Raw genomic sequence first — 18,506 nt, forward strand, 5'->3', positions numbered from 1 at the left:
CCGCCGCCGGCGCTCACGCGGTGGCGTTCACCTCGCCGGCGTACCAGCGCAGCAGCCGCTCGACCTCGGGGCCGACGGCCTCGTTGCCGGCCCGGAACCACGCGCGGGTGTCCACGACGTCGGGCCGGTCGCTCAGGAGCTTGCGGACCGCGCCGGTGACGAGCTTGTTCAGGTGCGTCGAGACGTTGATCTTCGTCATGCCCGCGGTGATCGCGGCGCGCATGCCCGCGTCGCTGACCCCCGAGGAGCCGTGGAGGACGAGGGGCACGGGAAGGGCCGCCGCGAGGGCCGCGACGAGCTCGGTGTCGATGCTCGCGTCCCGCGTCGTCATGGCGTGCGAGGAGCCGACGGCGACAGCGAGGAGGTCCACGCCCGTCTCCTCGACGAACCGGGCGGCGTCGCCGGGGTCGGTGCGTGCGGACGGGTCGTGCACGCCGTTCTTCCCGCCGACCTCGCCGAGCTCCGCCTCGACGGTCGCGCCCGCGGCGTGCGCACGCGCCACGACCTGGGCCGTCGTCGCCCGGTTGGCGTCGTCGGGCAGCCGCGAGCCGTCGTACATCACCGAGGCGATGCCCAGCTCGAGGGCCTCGTCGATGAGGCCGACGTCCTCGGCGTGGTCGAGATGGACGACGACCGGCACCGCGGCCGACCGGGCGACCGCGAGGACGCCCGCGGCGAGCGGGGCGAGGCTGCCGTGGTAGGCGACCGCGTTCTGGCTGATCTGGAGGACCACCGGCCGGCCCGCACGCTCGGCGGCGGCGGCGAAGACCTCGGCGTGCTCGAGGTGGACGACGTTGAAGGCACCGAGCCCGGTGCCGGCGGCGCGGCACTCCCGGGCGAGCTGGGCCAGGTCAGCGAGCGGCATGGAGCTCCTCCACGGTGACGGCAGCGCGCATGCGCTGGTAGGCGGGCAGGTCGACGTCGCCGGCGAGCGGCGCGAGCACGGCGGACCCCGAGAGCGCGACGACGTCGGGCAGCCGGTCCGGCAGCTGCTGCCGGAGCGGGGCGTCCGGCGTGCCCGCCGCGAGGGCGTCGGCGAGTGCGGCGACGGCGGCGTCGCCGGCCCCGGTCGGGTTGCCGGAGAGGACCTCGGCGGGCCGCGCGCGCCACACCCGTGCCCCGGCCGGGTCCGGCAGGACCAGGAGCATCCCCTCCTCACCGCTGGAGACGGCGACGCCGCCGGCCCCGTGCCCCAGGAGGAGCTCGGCGCCGGTGCGCACGTCGGTCGCCCCGGTGGCCTCCAGGAGCTCGTGGTGGTTGGGCTTGAGCAGGTGCGCCCCCGCGGCGGCGGCGGCGAGGAGGCCCGGCCCGGACGTGTCGACGACCGTGCGCGCTCCGCTCTCGTGGAGCCGGCGCAGGAGCCGCGGAAGCTCGTCCGCGCCGGTGCCGGGCGGCGTCGAGCCCGCGACGACGACGACGTCCCCGGCCCGGACCAGGCTGGCGAGGTGGTCGGCGAGGGCGACCCACGCGTCCTCCGCGAGGCGGGGACCGGGCTCGTTGAGGACCGTCGCACCGTGGGTGTCGACGACGGTCGTGGTCCGGCGGGTCTCGGCCGCGACCTCGAGCCACTCCTGCGCGACTCCGTCGGTGGTGGCGAGCAGGGCGGAGAGGCGCTCGCCGGTCGCGCCGCCGAGGAAGCCGGTGACGGTGACGGGCCGGCCGAGCTTGGCGAGCACGCGGGCCACGTTGACGCCCTTGCCGCCGGCCGCCTCGGCCACCTCACGGACGCGGTTGACCTCGCCCAGGCGGACGCTGGGCAGCGTGTAGGTGACGTCGACCGCCGGGTTGGGAGTGACGGTGCGGATCACTGGACACCTCCGTCGGGGTGGGGCAGGGCGAGTGCGGCCGCGCCCATGCAGCCGGCCCACGGGCCCAGCGCGGCGGGCACGACCTCCGGGACGTTCCCCAGGACCAGCCGCTCGGCGAGCCGCTCGCGCAGCGGTCCGAGCAGGTCCTCACCGGCCCCGGCGAGCCCGCCGCCGATGACGATCCGGACGGGCCCGAGGAGACAGACGGCGCCCGCCAGGACGTCGGCGAGGCGGTCCAGCGCGTCGGCGACCACGGTTCGGGCCCGCGGGTCACGGTCGGCGAGACGACGGAACACCTCCCGGGCGCCGTCGGTCACCTCGCCGCCGGCCGCACAGCGCCGTGCCAGCGCAGCGGCCGACGCGACGCGCTCGAGCGGGAGGTCCGGCCCGCCGTCCGGGTCCGTGACGAGGACGTGGCCGATCTCCCCGGCGAACCCGGTGCCCCAGGGCCGTCCGTCCAGGACGAGGGCCGCCGCGATGCCGGTGCCGATGGGGACGAAGAGCATGGCGTCCGCCCCGGCGCCCCAGCGGGACTCGGCCAGGGCCCCGGCGCGGACGTCGTGGCCGACCGCGACCGGCTCCGCGAGGGCGGCGGCGAGCAGGTCGCGCACCGGGACGTCGCGCCAGCCCAGGTTGGCCGAGAGCGCGACGGTCCCGGCGTCGTCGTCGACGATGCCCGGCACGGCCACGCCGACGGGCAGGTCCGCGCCGGCCGCGCGACGCAGGTCGCGCACCAGGGTGGCGACGGCGGCCACGAGGGCGTCGGGCTCGCGCGGCGTCGGCAGGTCCCGGCGCTCGGTCAGGGTGCCGCCGGCGTCGACGACCCCGGCCTTGACCGCCGTGCCACCGACGTCGACGCCGATCGCCCGTGGTGCGGAAGTCATCCGTCCGTGGCGGAGAGGATGACCGAGCGGGACAGGGAGCGCGGCCGGTCCGGGTCGAGCCCGCGGGCCTCGGCCCGGGCCACCGCGAGCCGGTGCAGCAGGACGAGGTGCGCCATCGGGTCGAGGTCGGAGGTCACGAGCTCGGCGCCCGTCGCGGCGACGTCGTCCGCCAGCCCCGAGGGGACCTCGCCGAAGACCCACACCACGCGGCCCGGCTGCGCGATCGCGACGGGACCGTGCCGGTACTCCATCGCCGGGTAGGACTCGGTCCAGGACTGGGAGGACTCGCGCAGCTTCAGCGCGGCCTCGTGCGCGAGCCCGATGGTCCAGCCGGTACCGAGGAAGGTGATCTGGTCGGCCGCCACCCACGAGTCCTTCACCGGCGCGGTCAGCGCGGCCTCGGCGTCGGCGACGACGGCGCCGAGGTCACCCTCGATGCTGGCGCGGAGCACGAGCAGGGCGGTGGTGGCGAACCGGGTCTGGACCACCGACTCCTCGTCGGCGAAGTCGAGGACGATCTCCGCGTCGGCGTGCGCGGCGGCGGGGCCGCCGCCGACGGCGGTGATCAGCAGCGAGGGCGTGGTCGTGGCGGCGAGGAGGTCGATGATCTCGGTCGTCGTCCCGGACCGCGAGATCGTGACGATGCGGTCGTAGTCGCGGCCGGCGGGGAACTCCGTCGCGGTGAACGCGTCGGTCAGGCCGTGCCCGGCCCGCTCGCGCAGGACCGCGTAGCTCTGGGCCATGAACCACGAGGTGCCGCACCCGACGACGGCGACACGCTCACCGGGAGCGGGGAGGCCGGCGACCTCCAGGTCCAGCGCGCGACGCCACACCTCAGGCTGGCTGGCGATCTCACGGGTGGTGTTCTGAGTCACGTCATCTCCATGGTGTGTGCGTTTTTCTGATTAGAATCATCACAGATCGATCATCTTCAGTCAACGAGATGTCCGGCAGGTGATCGTCGGGACATAAGAGAGGGGACGGATGGACCGGCACGACCGGCTCAACGCGATCCTCGCGCTCCTCCTCGAGCGCGAGGCGGTCCGGGTCGACGAGATCGTCAGCGAGCTCGGTGTCTCCGCGGCGACCGCCCGCCGCGACCTCGACGCCCTGGCCGACCAGCAGCTCCTCACCCGCACGCGCGGCGGGGCGGCCACCCACCCGGGTTCCTCGGACCTGCCGCTGCGCTACCGGGGCGGGCGCAAGGCGTCGGAGAAGGCGCGGATCGCTCGCGCCGCGGCCGCGACCGTGGGCCTCGGCGAGGTGGTCGCCCTCAACGGCGGCACGACGACGACCGAGGTGGCTCGCGAGATCGCCACCCGACCCGACCTCCAGCCCGGTCGCGGCGGCAACGGCATCACCGTCGTGACCAACGCGGTCAACATCGCCGGCGAGCTCACCGTTCGCCCGCACGTCCGCGTGGTCGTCACCGGTGGCGTGGCGCGCCCGCAGAGCTACGAGCTCACCGGCCCGCTGGCCGGCCTCATCCTCGACCAGATCACCGTCGACACCCTGTTCCTCGGGGTCGACGGCCTCGACCTCGACCGAGGTGCCACCGCCACGGACGAGAGCGAGGCGGCGGTGAACGCCGCGCTCGTCCGCGCCGCCCGACGGACGGTGATCGTCGCCGACTCCGGCAAGCTCGGCAAGAGCTCCTTCGCACGGATCTGCCCGCTCGAGAACGTCGACGCGCTCATCACCGACTCCGGGGCAGAGGGCGCCCAGGTCGAGGCGTTCCGAGCCGCCGGGCTCGAGGTCACCCTCGTATGAGCGGGCGGGTCCACCCGGACGGGCACGCGCTCGTACGAGCACCCGCGGTCCACTCGTACGAGCACCCGCGGTCATGGCACAGTGAAGTCTCCGCCTCGCAGTGGTCCCCAGCCTCACCCGTTCCGGGGCCGAGAGGTGAGGAGGTCCCGGTGCGAGATCCCACGACGGTCGCAGCCGGGACCTCGACGGAGGTTCCGGCCCCACGCCCCGGAGGTCACGAGATGAGCTGCTGCGCGGGTACTGGCCGCTCCGACATCGCCCTCGGTGCTACCCCGGCGATCCCGGCGATCCCGGCGATCCAGGCGATCCAGGCCCCCGCCTCCCGACCGGTCGGGCGAGCCGAGGCCTCGGACGGTCACCGGCACGTCGTCGACCTGCCGGGCGGCGCGTTCCTCATGGGCGGGGACGACCCGGACGCCAACCCCATGGACGGCGAGGGTCCGCCCCGTCGGGTCGAGGTCTCCCCGTTCGGCATCGAGGCGCACGCGGTGACGAACGATGCTTTCGGTGAGTTCGTGGCGGCCACGGGCTACCGCACCGAGTCCGAGGACTTCGGCTGGAGCTTCGTCTTCGCTCGCTTCCTGAGCCGGGAGGCGCGGGCCACCGCGCGGCGGGTGCCGGACGCTCCGTGGTGGTGCGCGGTCGCGGGCGCGACGTGGTTCGCCCCCGAGGGCCCCGGGTCGGGCGTGGCGGGCCGGGGCGACCACCCCGTCGTCCACGTCAGCTGGCGCGACGCCGAGGCCTATGCCGCGTGGCGCGGCGGACGCCTGCCGACCGAGGCGGAGTGGGAGTACGCGGCCCGCGGCGGGCTCGAGCAGGCGCGCTACCCGTGGGGCGACGAGCTCACGCCCGGTGGCGAGCACCGCTGCAACATCTGGCAGGGCAGGTTCCCAGTGCGCAACACCGGCGAGGACGGCCACCTCGGGACGGCCCCGGTGGAGACGTTCGCACCGAACGGGTTCGGCCTCTTCCAGATGTCCGGCAACGTGTGGGAGATGTGTGCCGACGGCTGGACGGCGACCCGCTGGGCGGGTGCCGACGACCGCCCGGTGCTCGACCCGGTCGGCCCGGCAGGCGGGTCCGAGCGGGTGATGCGCGGCGGTTCCTACCTGTGCCACGCCTCGTACTGCAACCGCTACCGGGTTGCCGCTCGGACGAAGAACGCACCGGACAGCGCCGCGGGGAACCAGGGTTTCCGGATCGCGTTCGACCCCGCTCCGCGCCCCGAGGCGGCACTGCGGCCGTGACCGGCGGACCCTCGCAGCATATGTACCTCCGTTCGCACTACTGAAGTAGTCTGCCGAGGTGACGAAACGCAGGGACCGCGCCCTCGACGCGGCGGTCGAGCTGGTCGGGACCGAGGGGATCCGGGCCCTGACCCACGCCCGGGTCGACGAGCGGGCCGGACTCCCGAAGGGATCGACCTCCAACTACTTCCGCACGCGGCAGGCCCTGGTCGCGGGCGTCGTCGACCGTGTCCTCGAACGTGAGCGGCCGCAGATCGGTGCCACCTTCTCCCCGCCGGCGACGGCGGACGAGTTCGTCGAGCGGCTCGCCGGCATCTTGGACTTCATCTCCCGAGACCGGCGTACGGAGACGACCGCCCGTCTGGTGCTGTTCATGGAGGCCAGCCACGACGCCGAGCTGCGCGAGGTGCTGTCCCGCGGACGGGCGACCCTGGAGGCGACCCTCGTGCTGGCGCTCGCCAACCTCGGCGCCCGCGATCCGGCAGCTGCGACCGCTGCGCTCGCCGCCTGCCTCGAGGGCCTGCTCCTGCACCGCATCGGGCGCCACGACTACTCCGACCCGCGCCCCGTCCTCGATCTGGTGGTCAGAGGCGCGCTCCGGTGACCGGTGGGACACGACTCACTACGTCGACCTTGATGCCACCACTATCGACATAGTGGTCCGTCCCGGTCTGCCGGACCGTGGACGGCCGGGCGGCGCAGGGGCACACTCTCTGCATGGCGCAGACCTTCGTCCACGCCGTCGCGCTCCGCCGTCGCCGGGCCGCGTCGTGCGGTGACACGGCGACGGTCGTCGGCGTGGCCTCCGGAGCCGCCCTGGTCGTGATGTTCGCGGTCGAGGTGCCCCGCGGCGGCCCGTACGTCTTCGGCACGACCAACGACGTCCTCGGTGCCGCGTACCAGCTCCTCACCGTGCCGGTGCTCCTCGAGCTCGGCCGGGAGCTGCCGGACACCAAGGTCCGTCAGGTGCTGCATCCGGTCACCGTCGGCTCGGCCGTCGTGGCAGCGACGTCGGGAGTGCTGCTCGTCGCGCAGGTGCTGCCGTTCGGCCCGTCGACGGCTGTCTCGATCGGCGCCGTCGTCGTGCAGGCCGGCTGGATGCTCACCGCCGGCAACCAGCTGCTGCGCCGTCGCGGGTTCCCCGAGCGCACGGCGCGGTGGGCCCGGCGCATCGGCGGCCTCGTGCTCGGCAGCCTGGTCGCCGTCGGCGTGGGCCTCACGCTGCCGGAGGGCTCTGCCCGCACGGCCGCACTGACCGTCGCGGCGGTCCCGGGCGGCATCGTGTGGCTGGCCTGGCCCATCTGGTTCCACCTCGCCGCGCGGCACCTGCGCAACGTCGCGGACGACGTCGAGGCGCGCGCCGTCGCGGACGACGTGGAGGCGCGCGCCGTCGCAGTCTGACGTGGCGGGCGTACGAGGAGAGAACCGAGGCCGCGGCTGGCGCCCAGCTCTCGCCGAAGGGTTCGTACCGACTATCGGTACGAACCCTTCGGTCTGTCGGCCTGTGAGGTCAGCATCTCGCGCGTGGCTGCAGTCCCGTCTGCCGACGCACGGGCTGACGCGAGCCACCCAGCCCCCGGGATACCGCTCGAACCCCGCCGGTCAGCGCCGGGTGACCTTGCCGGTCAGCGACGCGACGGGCTGGAGGAACGCCGGCCGGGCGAGCACCCACGCGGCGACGACGACCACGAGGGACCCGGCGAAGATCCAGAAGCCGACCCAGCTGCCGTCGTCGCGCGCGGCGTAGATGTGGTTGAGGTTGCGCAGCGCGCCGGTGGCGAGGACGAGGGTGACGTGGACGACGACGAAGAGGACGAAGTAGATCATCACCGGGAAGTGGATCTTGCGGGCGACCTCCATCGGGAAGGCGCTGCTCGCCCGCTTCCAGCGCTTCGACCACGCCCCCGACATGCGGAACCCCGAGACGGCGGCGAGCGGCGCCGCGACGAAGACCGTCACGAAGTACGTCAGCAGCTGCAGCGCGTTGTAGTGCACCCAGCCGTTCTCCGTCGGCCAGTCCAGCGACAGGTACTGCAGTGCTACCGACACGGCGTTGGGAAAGACGTCCCAGCTCGTCGGGACGAGCCGCACCCAGTGGCCGGTGGCGAAGACGAGGACGGCGAACACGAGGCCGTTGAGCAGCCAGAGGACGTCGAGCGACAGGTGCAGCCACGCGTCGAGGCTGATCTTCGTCGGCTTGCCCCTCGTGCGGACGAACCGCCGGTTGTCCCTCGTCCAGTAGGCGGCCGGGCGCCGCGTCGTCCTGATCTGCCAGCCGGTGCGGACGATCAGGACGAGGAAGAAGAAGTTGAGGAAGTGCTGCCACCCGAGCCAGGCGGGCAGGCCGACGGGCGTCGTCTCCGGTGCCGTCGCGACGCCCGGGTAGCGATCGACGAACGCCTCGACCGCGGGGACGCCAAGGAGCCAGCGCGCGGCGAGCACGAGCACGGCGAGCGCGACCAGCGCTGCGGGGACGAGCACCGCCAGCTGGACCGCCCGGCTGTCCGCACGCACCTTCGACATCGCTCTCGCACCTCGTCGCATCCTTCGGTCCCGGCTGTCGCGCGGGTGCGCACGCCGTCCTGCGGGAAGACTCTCCCACGACGGCGGATCGAGGGGCGGCGCGGCGACGTGGTCCCGCCGCGGTGTCTGACCTGTGAGACCGCCGGGAAAGCGGCACTGCCACGGTGACGCCGGACCTACTCTGGTGCAATTCCGTGCTGTGCCCCGACCGGGGCCGACCCTGAGGTGATCCGACATGGCCCCCGACCTGGCGACAGTCGCCCGCGAGCGCATCCTCGTCCTCGACGGCGCCTGGGGCTCGCTGCTGCAGCAGGAGCAGCTCACCGAGGCCGACTTCCGCCTCGACGGCACCGAGGACGGCCGCAGCCACCAGGGCAACTTCGACCTCCTCCAGCTCACCCGTCCCGACCTCATCCGCGACATCCACCGTCGCTACTTCGCGGCCGGCGCCGACATCGCGACCACCAACACGTTCACCTCGACCGCGATCGCCCAGGCCGACTACGGCACGCAGTCGCTGGTGCCCGAGCTCAACCGGGCAGCCGCGGCCCTGGCACGGGAGGTCGCCGACGAGCTCACCGCCGGGGACGGCAGACCGCGCTGGGTGGCCGGCGCCATGGGCCCGACCAACCGGACCGCGTCGCTCTCCCCCGACGTCGAGCGTCCCGAGCACCGGGCGGTCACCTACACCGACCTGCTGACGGCGTACGCCGAGCAGGCGCGCGCGCTGCTCGACGGCGGGGCGGACCTGCTCCTCGTCGAGACGGTCTTCGACACCCTCAACGCCAAGGCCGCCCTGCACGCCGTCGAGCAGGTCGGTGCCGAGCTCGGCCGGCGCATCCCGGTGATGCTGTCGGGCACGATCACCGACGCGTCCGGGCGCACGCTGTCCGGTCAGACCCCCGAGGCGTTCGTCATCTCCACCGAGCACGCCGACCTCGTCTCCGTCGGCCTCAACTGCGCCCTCGGCCCCGAGGCGATGCGGCCGCACCTGCGCGAGATCGCCGGCACCACGGACCGGCTCGTGTCCGTCCACCCCAACGCCGGGCTCCCCAACGCCTTCGGCGGCTACGACGAGACGCCCGAGGAGATGGCGACCACGTTGGGCACTTTCGCCCGCGACGGCCTGGTCAACATCGTCGGTGGATGCTGCGGCACGACGCCGGAGCACATCGCCGCCATCGCCTCCGCCGTGGCGAGCACAACGCCACGCACCCCCGCCGAGCGGCCGCACCACCTGCGCCTGTCCGGGCTGGAGCCGTTCCTCCTCACCCCGGAGAAGAACTTCGTCAACGTCGGCGAGCGCACCAACGTCACCGGCTCCCCGCGGTTCAGCAGGGCCGTGCTGGCGGGCGACTGGGACGTGGCGGTCCAGATCGCCCGGCAACAGGTAGAGGCCGGCGCCCAGCTCATCGACGTCAACCTCGACGAGGGCATGCTCGACGGCGTCGAGGCCATGACGCACTTCCTCAACCTGCTCGCCGGCGAGCCCGACATCTCCCGGATCCCGGTCATGGTCGACTCCTCACGCTGGGAGGTCCTCGAGGCCGGGCTGCGCTGCCTCCAGGGGCGCGGCGTCGTCAACTCCATCTCCCTCAAGGACGGCGAGGCGGAGTTCCTCAGGCGGGCCGGGGTCGTGCGCCGGCACGGGGCGGCCATGGTGGTGATGGCCTTCGACGAGCGCGGCCAGGCCGACACCCTCGAGCGACGGATCGAGGTCTGCGCGCGCGCCTACCGGCTGCTCACCGAGCGGGCGGGAGTCGCCCCGCAGGACATCATCTTCGACCCGAACGTGCTCACGGTCGCGACCGGGATGAGCGAGCACGACCGCTACGCGATCGACTTCATCGAGGCCACCCGCTGGATCAAGGCGAACCTGCCGGGAGCCCTGGTCAGCGGCGGGATCAGCAACGTCTCGTTCAGCTTCCGGGGCAACAACACCGTCCGCGAGGCGATGCACGCGGTCTTCCTGCTCCACGCGATCCGCGCCGGGCTGGACATGGGCATCGTCAACGCCGGCATGCTCGGCGTCTACGAGGACATCGAGCCCGAGCTGCGCGACGCCGTCGAGGACGTGATCCTCGCCCGTCGCGAGGACGCCACGGACCGGCTCATCACCCTGGCCGAGGCCTACCGCGACCAGGCCCGTGCGGCCGGCGACGGCGCGGAGGCCCGCAACGCCTGGCGCGAGGCGCCCGTCTCCGACCGCCTCCGGCACGCCCTCGTCCACGGCATCTCCGACCACGCGGTCGACGACGCCGAGGAGGCCTACCAGGAGCTCGGCTCCGCGCTGGCGGTCATCGAGGGCCCGCTGATGGACGGCATGGACGTCGTCGGCGACCTCTTCGGCGCCGGCAAGATGTTCCTGCCCCAGGTGGTGAAGTCCGCCAGGGTGATGAAGCGGGCCGTCGCCCACCTGACCCCCTACCTCGAGGCCGCGGCCACCGAGACCGGCGGGCGCACCAAGGGCCGGGTGGTCATGGCCACTGTCAAGGGCGACGTCCACGACATCGGCAAGAACATCGTCGGCGTGGTGCTGGCGTGCAACGGCTACGACGTCCGGGACCTCGGGGTGATGGTGCCCGCGGAGAAGATCCTCGACACCGCCCGGGACATCGACGCGGACATCATCGGCCTGTCCGGGCTGATCACCCCGAGCCTGGACGAGATGGTCGCCGTGGCCACCGAGATGAGCCGCCGTGGGCTGAGCACGCCGCTGCTGATCGGCGGGGCCACCACGTCCGCCGCGCACACGGCGGTCAAGATCGACCCGGCGTACCCGGGAACCGTGGTCCACGTCGTCGACGCCAGCCGGGCGGTCGGGGTGGCGGCGGACGTCATCGGCCGGGAGGCCGAGATCGCGGCACGGGTGGGCGGCGAGTACGCCGAGCTGCGCGAGCGCCACGGCACGAAGAAGGTCACGCTGGTGGACCTCGCGACGGCCCGGGCGGACAGCCGCGCCGTCGACGCACCCGGGCAGCCCGCGCCGCGGGTGCTCGGCCGCCAGGTGCTCGAGCCGGACCTCGCCGAGCTCGTGCGGATCATCGACTGGACCCCGTTCTTCTCCGCCTGGGAGCTGCGCGGCACGTACCCGGGCATCCTCGACGACCCCCGGCAGGGCGAGCAGGCCCGCCAGCTGCTCGCCGACGGCCGCGCGCTGCTCGAGCGCATCGTCGACGAGCGGCTGTACGTGGCTCGCGGCGTCGTCGCCCTGTGGCCGGCCCACCGCGACGGTGACGACATCGTCGTCGGGCCGGGCCCGACGAGCGCGGACGAGACCCGGTTCCACACCCTGCGCCAGCAGAAGCAGCGCGCCAACCGCTACGCCGCACTGGCGGACTTCGTCGCCCCCGCGGGTGACCACCTGGGCGGGTTCGCCGTCGCCGTGCACGGCGGCGACGAGCTGGCGCGGCGCTTCAAGGCCGACCACGACGACTACAACGCGATCCTGGCGCAGTCCCTGGCCGACCGGCTGGCCGAGGCCTTCGCCGAGTGGGCGCACCGGCTCGTGCGCACCGACCTCTGGGGCTACGCACCCGACGAGCAGCTCGCGGTCACCGACCTCATCCGCGAGCGCTACGCCGGCATCCGCCCGGCGCCCGGGTATCCCGCGCAGCCGGACCACACCGAGAAGCGCACGCTCTTCACCCTGCTCGACGCCGGCAAGGCCGGCCTGGAGCTGACCGAGTCCTGCGCGATGACCCCGACGTCCGCGGTGTCCGGCCTGATCTTCGGCCACCCGGAGGCGACCTACTTCGCCGTCGGCAAGCTCGGCCGGGACCAGGTGGCGGAGTACGCCGACCGCAAGGGCTGGAGCCTGAGCGAGGCGGAGCGGTGGTTGGCGCCGAACCTCGGGTACGCGCCGTAGGCGACGGTCCTGTACGCCGGCACGCCGGCCTGCGATCCTGGGAGCACCGGGAAGCACCCGGCCACGCCTTTCGTGAAGTGGTGACCGACATGACGACCAACCCCGACGAGCCGGCGCCGAGCCCGGGAACCTCCCCCGACCAGGCCGGTGGCGCGGGTCCCGCGACGCCGGGCCCTGCGCAGCCCGGGTACACCCAGACGGGCGCGGGTACGCCTGGATCGAGCGCACACCCGCCGCCCGCCGCGCCGTACGGGTCGAGCTACGGACCACCGCCGGGGCAGGCCGGGCAGAACGCACCGTGGGACCACGACCCCCACGGCCAGGCCGGTCCGGCACCTCAGTGGGGCCAGCCGGGCCAGGCAGGTCCGGCACCTCAGTGGGGCCAGCAGTGCCAGGCGGGTCCAGGTCCTCAGTGGGGCCAGCAGGGCCAGGGGGGCCAGGACGCGCCCTGGGGCCAGCCGCCGCACGGCGGTCCGGGTGCCCAGTACGGTCCGCCACCGGCCGGCGGGCCGGGCTACCAGGGCGGCTACCAGTACCGCCCGCCGGTCATGAACGAGGCGGACCAGCGGCTCTGGGCGACGCTGGCGCACCTGAGCGGTCTGATCTTCCCCCTCTTCGGTCCGCTGGTGATCTGGCTGGTGCTCAAGGAGCGTGGCGCCTTCGTCGACGACCAGGGCAAGGAGGCGACGAACTTCCACATCACGCTGGTGATCCTGGGATTCGTCTTCACCGTCGTCACGGTTCTCACCCTGGGTCTCGGCTCGATCCTGTACCTGTTCTACATCGCTGCGGTGGTGTTCGCGATCCTCGCCGCGATCGCGGCGAACCGCGGCGAGCGGTACCGCTACCCGCTGACGATCCGCCTGATCAGGTGAGCCGCCCGTCCACGCGGTGAGTGCCGGCGACCAGCGGGCACCCGCACCGTCCGGGTCGCTGATCAGCGAGCGCCTCCGCCGTCCGGGTCGCTGATAAGCGACCCGCGCCGTCCGGGCCGCCGATCAGCGAGCGTCCGCACCGTCCGGGTCGGCCGCGCGGTAGACCTCGGCCGCGACGACCAGGTCCTCCCACGGCATGCCGGTGGTCTTGAAGAACCGGGGACGAGCGGGGTCGACGGCGTGGCGCCCGGTCACGACGTCGGCCAGCGTGACGACGTCCTCCTCGCGCAGCACCCCGGACCCGAGCGGGATCACGACGTCGCCGCCCTCGCGCAGGGTGGTGGCGCGTGACTCGACGACGACGGTGGCCCGGCCGACGAGCGTGTCGTCGGTCTCGCGGGTGTCGGTGAAGTGCGAGCCGATCGCGACGACGACGGCCGAGTCCTTCACGAGGGCGCCGTCGAACAGTGCGGTGCGGGCTCCCGTGCACAGGCAGATGATGTCGGCCTCGCGCACCGCCGCCGCGCAGTCCTCGACCGGGTGGGTGCTGACCTCGACGCCGGCGGCGCCGAGCTCGTCGGCCAGCTCCCGCACCGCGTCCGGCTTGCGGCCCACGACGTCGATCGAGGCGACGTCGCGCTCCTCCAGCAGCGCCAGGGCGTGGGCGCGGGCCTGCGGGCCGGTGCCGAAGATGGCGACGCGCTCCTGCCGGGCGGCGGGCGGCGCCAGGTGGCGCACCGCCAGCGCCGAGACCGCCGGGGTGCGCAGGTTGGTGAGCGCGATGCCGTCGATCAGCGCTGCCGGCCGCTGCCCGGGTCCCTCGAACAGCAGGTACGCGCCCTGGATGGCGGGCTGGTCGCGCACGGCGTTGTCGGGGGTGGACGAGAGCAGCTTGACGCCGGAGAGGCCCGCGAGGGTCGAGGGCATGATGAGCAGCTCACCGGTCTGCGTCGTCACCCGTGAGCGTGGGACGTCGTGCTCGGGGTCGAGCCCGCTGCGCAGCGCAGCCTCGAGCGCGTCGACGGCGTCGGTCGTCGACGTCCGGGCGGCGACGTCCGCGGCGGAGATCAGGCGCATGCCGCCGAACTCGGTCGGGGTGATGGTCTCGAGGGTCATGGCGCCTTCCGGTAGGTGCGCGCGATCGCGCGGACAGTGGGTTCTCCTGGACGGTACCTACCGGGCGGCGTGCGCGGGAGCAGGCTGGGCCCAGTTGCCGCGGACGTGCCCGAGGTGCAGCGCCATCACCCGCTCCGCGGCCTCCGCGTCCCCGGCGACGATGGCGTCGAGGAGCTCGACGAGCTCGCCGGCAGAGGCGTGGAGCCGGTCCACGGTGACCGAGTGCAGGCCGGACAGGCGGGTCTGGTCACGCAGCTGCCCGACGATGCGGAGCAGGCGCGTGTTCCCCAGCGCCTGCAGCAGGGACAGGTGGAAGTCACGGTCGGCGGCGAGGAACTCGGTCAGGTCCAGCCGCCGGGCCGCGGCGTCGCACCGCCGGGCGTGCTCGCGCACCAGGTCGGCCGCGTCCCCGAGGCCGACGCGGGCCAGCCGGCCCATCGCCGGGACCTCGAGCATGACGCGCAGCTCGACGACCTCCCTGAGGTCCTCCTCGCTGAACGGGACCACCCGGAAGCCGCGGTTCGGGACGACCTCCATGATCCCCTGCTCGACCAGGGTGAGCATCGCCTCGCGGACGGGGCCGTTGGACGTGCCGAGCCGGGCAGCCATGGAGGCGGCCGACTGGATCTCCCCGGGCCTGATCTCGCCCGACACCATGCGCTGACGGATCACCGCGAGCGCCTGGTCCTTGAGGCTGGACCTGTTCAGCATCGTGATCGCCTCCCTCGTCCCTGGCGCGCCGCGCTCATCGCCCGGCGGGCAGGTGCCCGAAGCGGTGCAGGGTGCGGGAGACGGCCTGCTCGCGCAGGACGGTGAGCAGCTCCCGGCGTCCGGTGGCGAGCACCGGTCCGGCCAGGACGGTGACGGCCGGCGAGGAGAGCTCGTCGACGATGCGGTCGGCCTCCGCGCCGGTCCCGACCACGCGGATGCGCTCGACGGGCTCGGCGCGGACCTGACCCAGGAACTGCTCGAGAGTCTCGCCGCGGCTGACGATCTGCGACAGGCGCCGCAGACCGGCGCGGGCCGCGTCGCCGGCGGCGTCCAGCGCCTTGAGCGCGGCGCTGGTGCTCGGGTCGAGGCTGACGCGCACCTCGGCGCCGGCCAGCTCGGCGGCCAGCAGCACGCGGACGAGCTCGACGACGGAGACGCCCGGGACGGTGCGCAGCGTCAGCGGGGCGGGCCGGTAGCGGAAGACGTTCGCCTCGACGTCGAGCCCGGACTCGTCGTGCTCGAGCCCGAGCTCGGTGGCCCAGGCGTGGGCGTCGGAGGCGACGGCGGAGCGCAGCCAGGACCGGTCGGCCTGCGAGGAGACCAGGCCGGTGTAGTCGTCCTGGGCGGTGCGCACCCGGGCCGGCACCGCGGCCTGCTGCGCCGGGGTGCCGTCCGGCGCCCACGTCCCGAGCTGAGCGACGTAGTTGGGACCGCCGGCCTTGGCGCCCGGTCCGACGGAGGAGGACTTCCAGCCGCCGAAGGACTGGCGGCGCACGATCGCACCGGTGATGTGCCGGTTGACATAGCCGTTGCCGACCTCGACGTGGCTGAGCCAGTGGTCGATCTCGGCCTCGTCCAGGGAGTGCAGGCCGCCGGTGAGACCGAACGCGGTCGCGTTCTGCAGGGCGATGGCCTCGTCCAGGTTCTTGGCGTACATGATGCCGAGCACCGGTCCGAAGGCCTCGGTCTGGTGGAAGAAGGAGCCGGGGGCGACGCCGTCCTTGAGCCCGGGAGACCACAGCCGGTCGGTGTCGTCGAGCCGGCGGGGCTCGACGAGCCACTCCTCGCCCGGCTCGAGCGTGGTCAGGGCACGGCGCAGCTTGCCGGCCGGCGGCTCGATGACCGGCCCCATGGTGGTGGACAGGTCGTCGGGCCGGCCCACGCGGACGGATCCGACGGCGTCGACCAGCTGGCGGCGCAGCCGCTCGGAACGCCCGGCGGAGCCGACGAGGATCACCAGGGAGGCGGCGGAGCACTTCTGGCCGGCGTGGCCGAACGCGCTCTTGACGAGGTCGGCGACGGCGAGATCGTAGTCCGCGGCCGGGGTGATGATCAAGGAGTTCTTGCCGGAGGTCTCGCCGAGCACGCGGGCGCCGCCGGGGCGCCCGGCCCGCCAGGAGGTGAACAGCTCGGCGGTCTCCGCGGCGCCGGTGAGGATGACGGTGTCGACGCCCTCGTGGGCCACGAGAGCCTTGCCGGTCTCGTCCTCGTCGGTGCGCACCACCTGCAGCACGTCGCCGGGGATCCCCGCGGCGTGGAGGGCGGCCACGGCGATCTCGGTGCAGCCGGGGACCGGGGGTGCCGGCTTGATGACGACGGCGGAGCCGGCGGCGAGGGCGGCGAGTACTCCCCCGATCGGGATGGCGACCGGGAAGTTCCACGGCGGCGTGACGAGCGTCAGGACGTCCGGGGTGAAGGCGGCGCCGTCGGTGTGCAGCGACGCTCCGGGCTCGAGCTCGAGGGCGCGGTCGGCGTAGTAGCGGGCGAAGTCGATGGCCTCGGAGACCTCGGGGTCGGCCTGGTCGATCGTCTTGCCGCCCTCGTGGACCATCTGGGTCACGAGCTCGCCGCGGCGGGCCTCGAGCTCGTCGGCGGCACGGCGCAGCAGCGCGGCGCGCTCCGCGGCCGGGCGGGCGGCCCAGCCGGGCTGCGCGCCGCGGCCGGTGGCGACGACGTCGTCCACCTCGGCGGGCGACCCGAGCACCGGGGAGGTCAGCGGGGCGGGCTCGGCGGTGACCACGTCGCGGGCCCACTCGCGGACCGACGGCAGGGCCGCGTCGGAGTCGGTGGCGTTGGTGAAGGTCTGTCCGGCGGGCTCGCGGTCGGGCGAGCGGCGCGGGGCGGTCGAGGTGGTCGCGATGTCGTCCACGGAGGCCCGGAAGCGCGACTCCTGGTCGGCCATCGCGCTCTCACCGCCGGCGAAGAGGCCGTGGAGGAAGTTCTGCGACTGGGCGTTCTCCTCCAGGCGGCGGATCAGGTACGACACCGCCACGTCGAAGTCCTCCGGCGCGACGACCGGGGTGTAGAGGATGACCGTGCCGACGGTGTCGCGCACGGCGCGGGCCTGCGACGGCGCCATCCCCTGCAGCATCTCGACGTCGAGCGCGGCGGAGACGCCACGCCTCTCCGCGAGCAGGTGGGCGAGGGCGACGTCGTAGAGGTTGTGCGAGGCCACGCCGAGGCGCACGGCGCCGGCGAGCTCGGGACGCAGCGCACGCTCGACCAGCCGCAGGTAGTTGGCGTCCACGCCGGCCTTGGTGCCGTAGGGCGCCTGCTCCCAGCCGTGGAGCTCGGCCTCGACCCGCTCCATGGACAGGTTCGCACCCTTGACCAGGCGGATCTTGATCGGCGCCCGGCCGGCCGCCACCCGCTCGGTGGCGAAGGCGACGAGCTTCTCCATCGCGGCGTGGGAGTCGGGCAGGTAGGCCTGGAGCACGATGCCGGCCTCGAGGTCGTGGAACTCCGGCTCGGAGAGCAGCGCGGTGAAGACCTCGATCGTGAGGTCGAGGTCGCGGTACTCCTCCATGTCCATGTTCACGAACGCGTGCGGCGAGCGCGCCTTCGCGGCCCGGTAGACAGGCCGCAGCCGCTCGATGACCCGCTCCACCGTGCCGGCGGTGTCCCAGGTGGAGATCTGCGAGACGAGGGAGGAGACCTTGATCGAGACGTAGTCGACGTCGTCGCGCTCGAGCAGCGCCTGGGTGCGCGCCGCGCGCGAGGCCGCCTCGGCCTCGCCGAGGACCGCCTCGCCGAGGAGGTTGATGTTCAGCCGGAACCCCTCGGCCCGCGCACGCGCCAGGTGCTCGGCCAGCGCGGGGTCGTGGGCGTCGACCACGAGGTGGCCGACGAGCTGGCGCAGCCGCTTGCGGGCGAGCGGCACCACGACGCCGGGGGCGAGAGGGGCGACCTTGGCCCCCACCGCCAGCAGCGCCCGGTCGGTGGCGGAGAGGAACCCGGCCGCCCCGGCCGACAGGCCGGCCAGCTCGTGCGCGGCGACGCGTGAGTCCTCGGGCCGCGCGACGCGGTCCACGAAGCGGACCGCGAGGTCCAGCCCCTTCGGGTCCCCGACCAGACCGGCGAGCTGCTGCGACGTCGCCCGCTCCTTGTCCGACTGCCCGGCCTCGGTGGCCGCCAACCACGAGTCCGCGAGGACGACGGCGTCCTCCACCAGGGCGCTCAGGTCCGCGGGCACCGGTGTGCCCTGCGGCGCCTGCTCATCGGCGTGCTGCGTGGTGCGAACGGCCATCGAAGACCTCCTGAACGAGGACTGGCTACGGCGCCAGGTGGTGAGTGATTGATTACCGGCTACTACTACTCGGACCGTATGGGCGGCGTCGCGCTCAGTCAAGGCGGGCGGACGCACCGGGCGACGGTGCCGAGCCGCCCGACGCGATGGCGCGCCGGCACGCCACTCGCCGCGCTCG

At 73.8% G+C, this 18,506-nt stretch carries 14 protein-coding genes; 6 read left to right on the top strand and 8 right to left on the bottom strand.

What is annotated here, in order from left to right; all coding sequences use genetic code 11:
* Positions 1 to 13 precede the first annotated feature (13 nt).
* The 4 genes from GD748_RS04025 to GD748_RS04040 are packed head-to-tail and all read right to left on the bottom strand — an operon-like array spanning position 14 to position 3,567.
* Positions 14 to 865, bottom strand: coding sequence for a class II fructose-bisphosphate aldolase (locus GD748_RS04025; protein WP_152193870.1), 852 nt, complete (start codon positions 863 to 865; stop codon positions 14 to 16).
* The gene (locus tag GD748_RS04030) at positions 852 to 1,808 is read right to left on the bottom strand and encodes a 1-phosphofructokinase family hexose kinase (protein ID WP_152193871.1); all 957 of its coding nucleotides are present in this window, start codon (positions 1,806 to 1,808) and stop codon (positions 852 to 854) included. Before GD748_RS04030 ends, GD748_RS04025 begins: the two co-directional genes overlap by 14 nt.
* Positions 1,805 to 2,692, bottom strand: coding sequence for an ROK family protein (locus tag GD748_RS04035; protein WP_152193872.1), 888 nt, complete (start codon positions 2,690 to 2,692; stop codon positions 1,805 to 1,807). The genes GD748_RS04030 and GD748_RS04035 overlap by 4 nt, the downstream gene beginning before the upstream one ends.
* Entirely contained in the window at positions 2,689 to 3,567 is an 879-nt protein-coding gene (locus GD748_RS04040) for an SIS domain-containing protein (protein ID WP_152193873.1), read from the bottom strand. The genes GD748_RS04035 and GD748_RS04040 overlap by 4 nt, the downstream gene beginning before the upstream one ends.
* A gap of 109 nt (positions 3,568 to 3,676) precedes the next feature.
* Between GD748_RS04040 and GD748_RS04045 the strand changes: the two genes are divergently transcribed.
* From GD748_RS04045 to GD748_RS04060, 4 genes are all read left to right on the top strand, one after another.
* Positions 3,677 to 4,462 carry a DeoR/GlpR family DNA-binding transcription regulator gene (locus tag GD748_RS04045; protein ID WP_152193874.1) on the top strand — a complete coding sequence of 262 codons (786 nt, stop codon included), beginning with the start codon at positions 3,677 to 3,679 and terminating at the stop codon, positions 4,460 to 4,462.
* 221 nt (positions 4,463 to 4,683) lie between these two features.
* The gene (locus GD748_RS04050) at positions 4,684 to 5,709 is read left to right on the top strand and encodes a formylglycine-generating enzyme family protein (RefSeq protein WP_152193875.1); all 1,026 of its coding nucleotides are present in this window, start codon (positions 4,684 to 4,686) and stop codon (positions 5,707 to 5,709) included.
* A gap of 58 nt (positions 5,710 to 5,767) precedes the next feature.
* A complete protein-coding gene (locus tag GD748_RS04055; protein ID WP_152193876.1) occupies positions 5,768 to 6,313 on the top strand; it encodes a TetR/AcrR family transcriptional regulator in 546 nt (181 codons plus the stop codon).
* A gap of 113 nt (positions 6,314 to 6,426) precedes the next feature.
* The gene (locus GD748_RS04060; RefSeq protein ID WP_152193877.1) at positions 6,427 to 7,110 is read left to right on the top strand and encodes a hypothetical protein; all 684 of its coding nucleotides are present in this window, start codon (positions 6,427 to 6,429) and stop codon (positions 7,108 to 7,110) included.
* 201 nt (positions 7,111 to 7,311) lie between these two features.
* Here GD748_RS04060 and GD748_RS04065 read toward each other — a convergent pair whose 3' ends face one another.
* A complete protein-coding gene (locus GD748_RS04065) occupies positions 7,312 to 8,232 on the bottom strand; it encodes a cytochrome b/b6 domain-containing protein (RefSeq protein ID WP_152193878.1) in 921 nt (306 codons plus the stop codon).
* A gap of 235 nt (positions 8,233 to 8,467) precedes the next feature.
* Here GD748_RS04065 and metH point away from each other — a divergent pair, with 235 nt between their 5' ends.
* Together metH and GD748_RS04075 are read left to right on the top strand one after the other, a co-directional pair.
* Positions 8,468 to 12,100, top strand: coding sequence for a methionine synthase (gene metH / locus GD748_RS04070; RefSeq protein ID WP_152193879.1), 3,633 nt, complete (start codon positions 8,468 to 8,470; stop codon positions 12,098 to 12,100).
* Positions 12,101 to 12,189: 89 nt separating this feature from the next.
* On the top strand, positions 12,190 to 12,975 hold the full coding sequence (locus GD748_RS04075; protein ID WP_152193880.1) for a DUF4870 domain-containing protein: 786 nt from the start codon (positions 12,190 to 12,192) through the stop codon (positions 12,973 to 12,975).
* A gap of 123 nt (positions 12,976 to 13,098) precedes the next feature.
* Here GD748_RS04075 and GD748_RS04080 read toward each other — a convergent pair whose 3' ends face one another.
* The 3 genes from GD748_RS04080 to GD748_RS04090 are packed head-to-tail and all read right to left on the bottom strand — an operon-like array spanning position 13,099 to position 18,328.
* Positions 13,099 to 14,091: an ornithine cyclodeaminase family protein gene (locus GD748_RS04080; protein WP_226920735.1), complete on the bottom strand. Its 993-nt coding sequence runs from the start codon at positions 14,089 to 14,091 to the stop codon at positions 13,099 to 13,101.
* A gap of 57 nt (positions 14,092 to 14,148) precedes the next feature.
* A complete protein-coding gene (locus GD748_RS04085; protein ID WP_152193881.1) occupies positions 14,149 to 14,802 on the bottom strand; it encodes a GntR family transcriptional regulator in 654 nt (217 codons plus the stop codon).
* A gap of 34 nt (positions 14,803 to 14,836) precedes the next feature.
* Positions 14,837 to 18,328 carry a proline dehydrogenase family protein gene (locus GD748_RS04090; RefSeq protein ID WP_152193882.1) on the bottom strand — a complete coding sequence of 1,164 codons (3,492 nt, stop codon included), beginning with the start codon at positions 18,326 to 18,328 and terminating at the stop codon, positions 14,837 to 14,839.
* Positions 18,329 to 18,506 lie beyond the last annotated feature (178 nt).

Origin of the sequence: Georgenia subflava (genome assembly GCF_009193155.1) — a bacterium.
Classification (GTDB): domain Bacteria; phylum Actinomycetota; class Actinomycetes; order Actinomycetales; family Actinomycetaceae; genus Georgenia; species Georgenia subflava.

Excerpts from the sequence above, each read along its gene's own strand:
- GD748_RS04075 (WP_152193880.1), top strand. The coding sequence starts at position 12,190 with ATGACGACCAACCCCGACGAGCCGGCGCCGAGCCCGGGAACCTCCCCC.
- GD748_RS04085 (WP_152193881.1), bottom strand. The coding sequence starts at position 14,802 with ATGCTGAACAGGTCCAGCCTCAAGGACCAGGCGCTCGCGGTGATCCGT.
- GD748_RS04080 (WP_226920735.1), bottom strand. The coding sequence starts at position 14,091 with ATGACCCTCGAGACCATCACCCCGACCGAGTTCGGCGGCATGCGCCTG.
- GD748_RS04050 (WP_152193875.1), top strand. The coding sequence starts at position 4,684 with ATGAGCTGCTGCGCGGGTACTGGCCGCTCCGACATCGCCCTCGGTGCT.
- GD748_RS04060 (WP_152193877.1), top strand. The coding sequence starts at position 6,427 with ATGGCGCAGACCTTCGTCCACGCCGTCGCGCTCCGCCGTCGCCGGGCC.
- GD748_RS04065 (WP_152193878.1), bottom strand. The coding sequence starts at position 8,232 with ATGTCGAAGGTGCGTGCGGACAGCCGGGCGGTCCAGCTGGCGGTGCTC.
- GD748_RS04035 (WP_152193872.1), bottom strand. The coding sequence starts at position 2,692 with ATGACTTCCGCACCACGGGCGATCGGCGTCGACGTCGGTGGCACGGCG.
- GD748_RS04045 (WP_152193874.1), top strand. The coding sequence starts at position 3,677 with ATGGACCGGCACGACCGGCTCAACGCGATCCTCGCGCTCCTCCTCGAG.
- metH (WP_152193879.1), top strand. The coding sequence starts at position 8,468 with ATGGCCCCCGACCTGGCGACAGTCGCCCGCGAGCGCATCCTCGTCCTC.
- GD748_RS04090 (WP_152193882.1), bottom strand. The coding sequence starts at position 18,328 with ATGGCCGTTCGCACCACGCAGCACGCCGATGAGCAGGCGCCGCAGGGC.
- GD748_RS04025 (WP_152193870.1), bottom strand. The coding sequence starts at position 865 with ATGCCGCTCGCTGACCTGGCCCAGCTCGCCCGGGAGTGCCGCGCCGCC.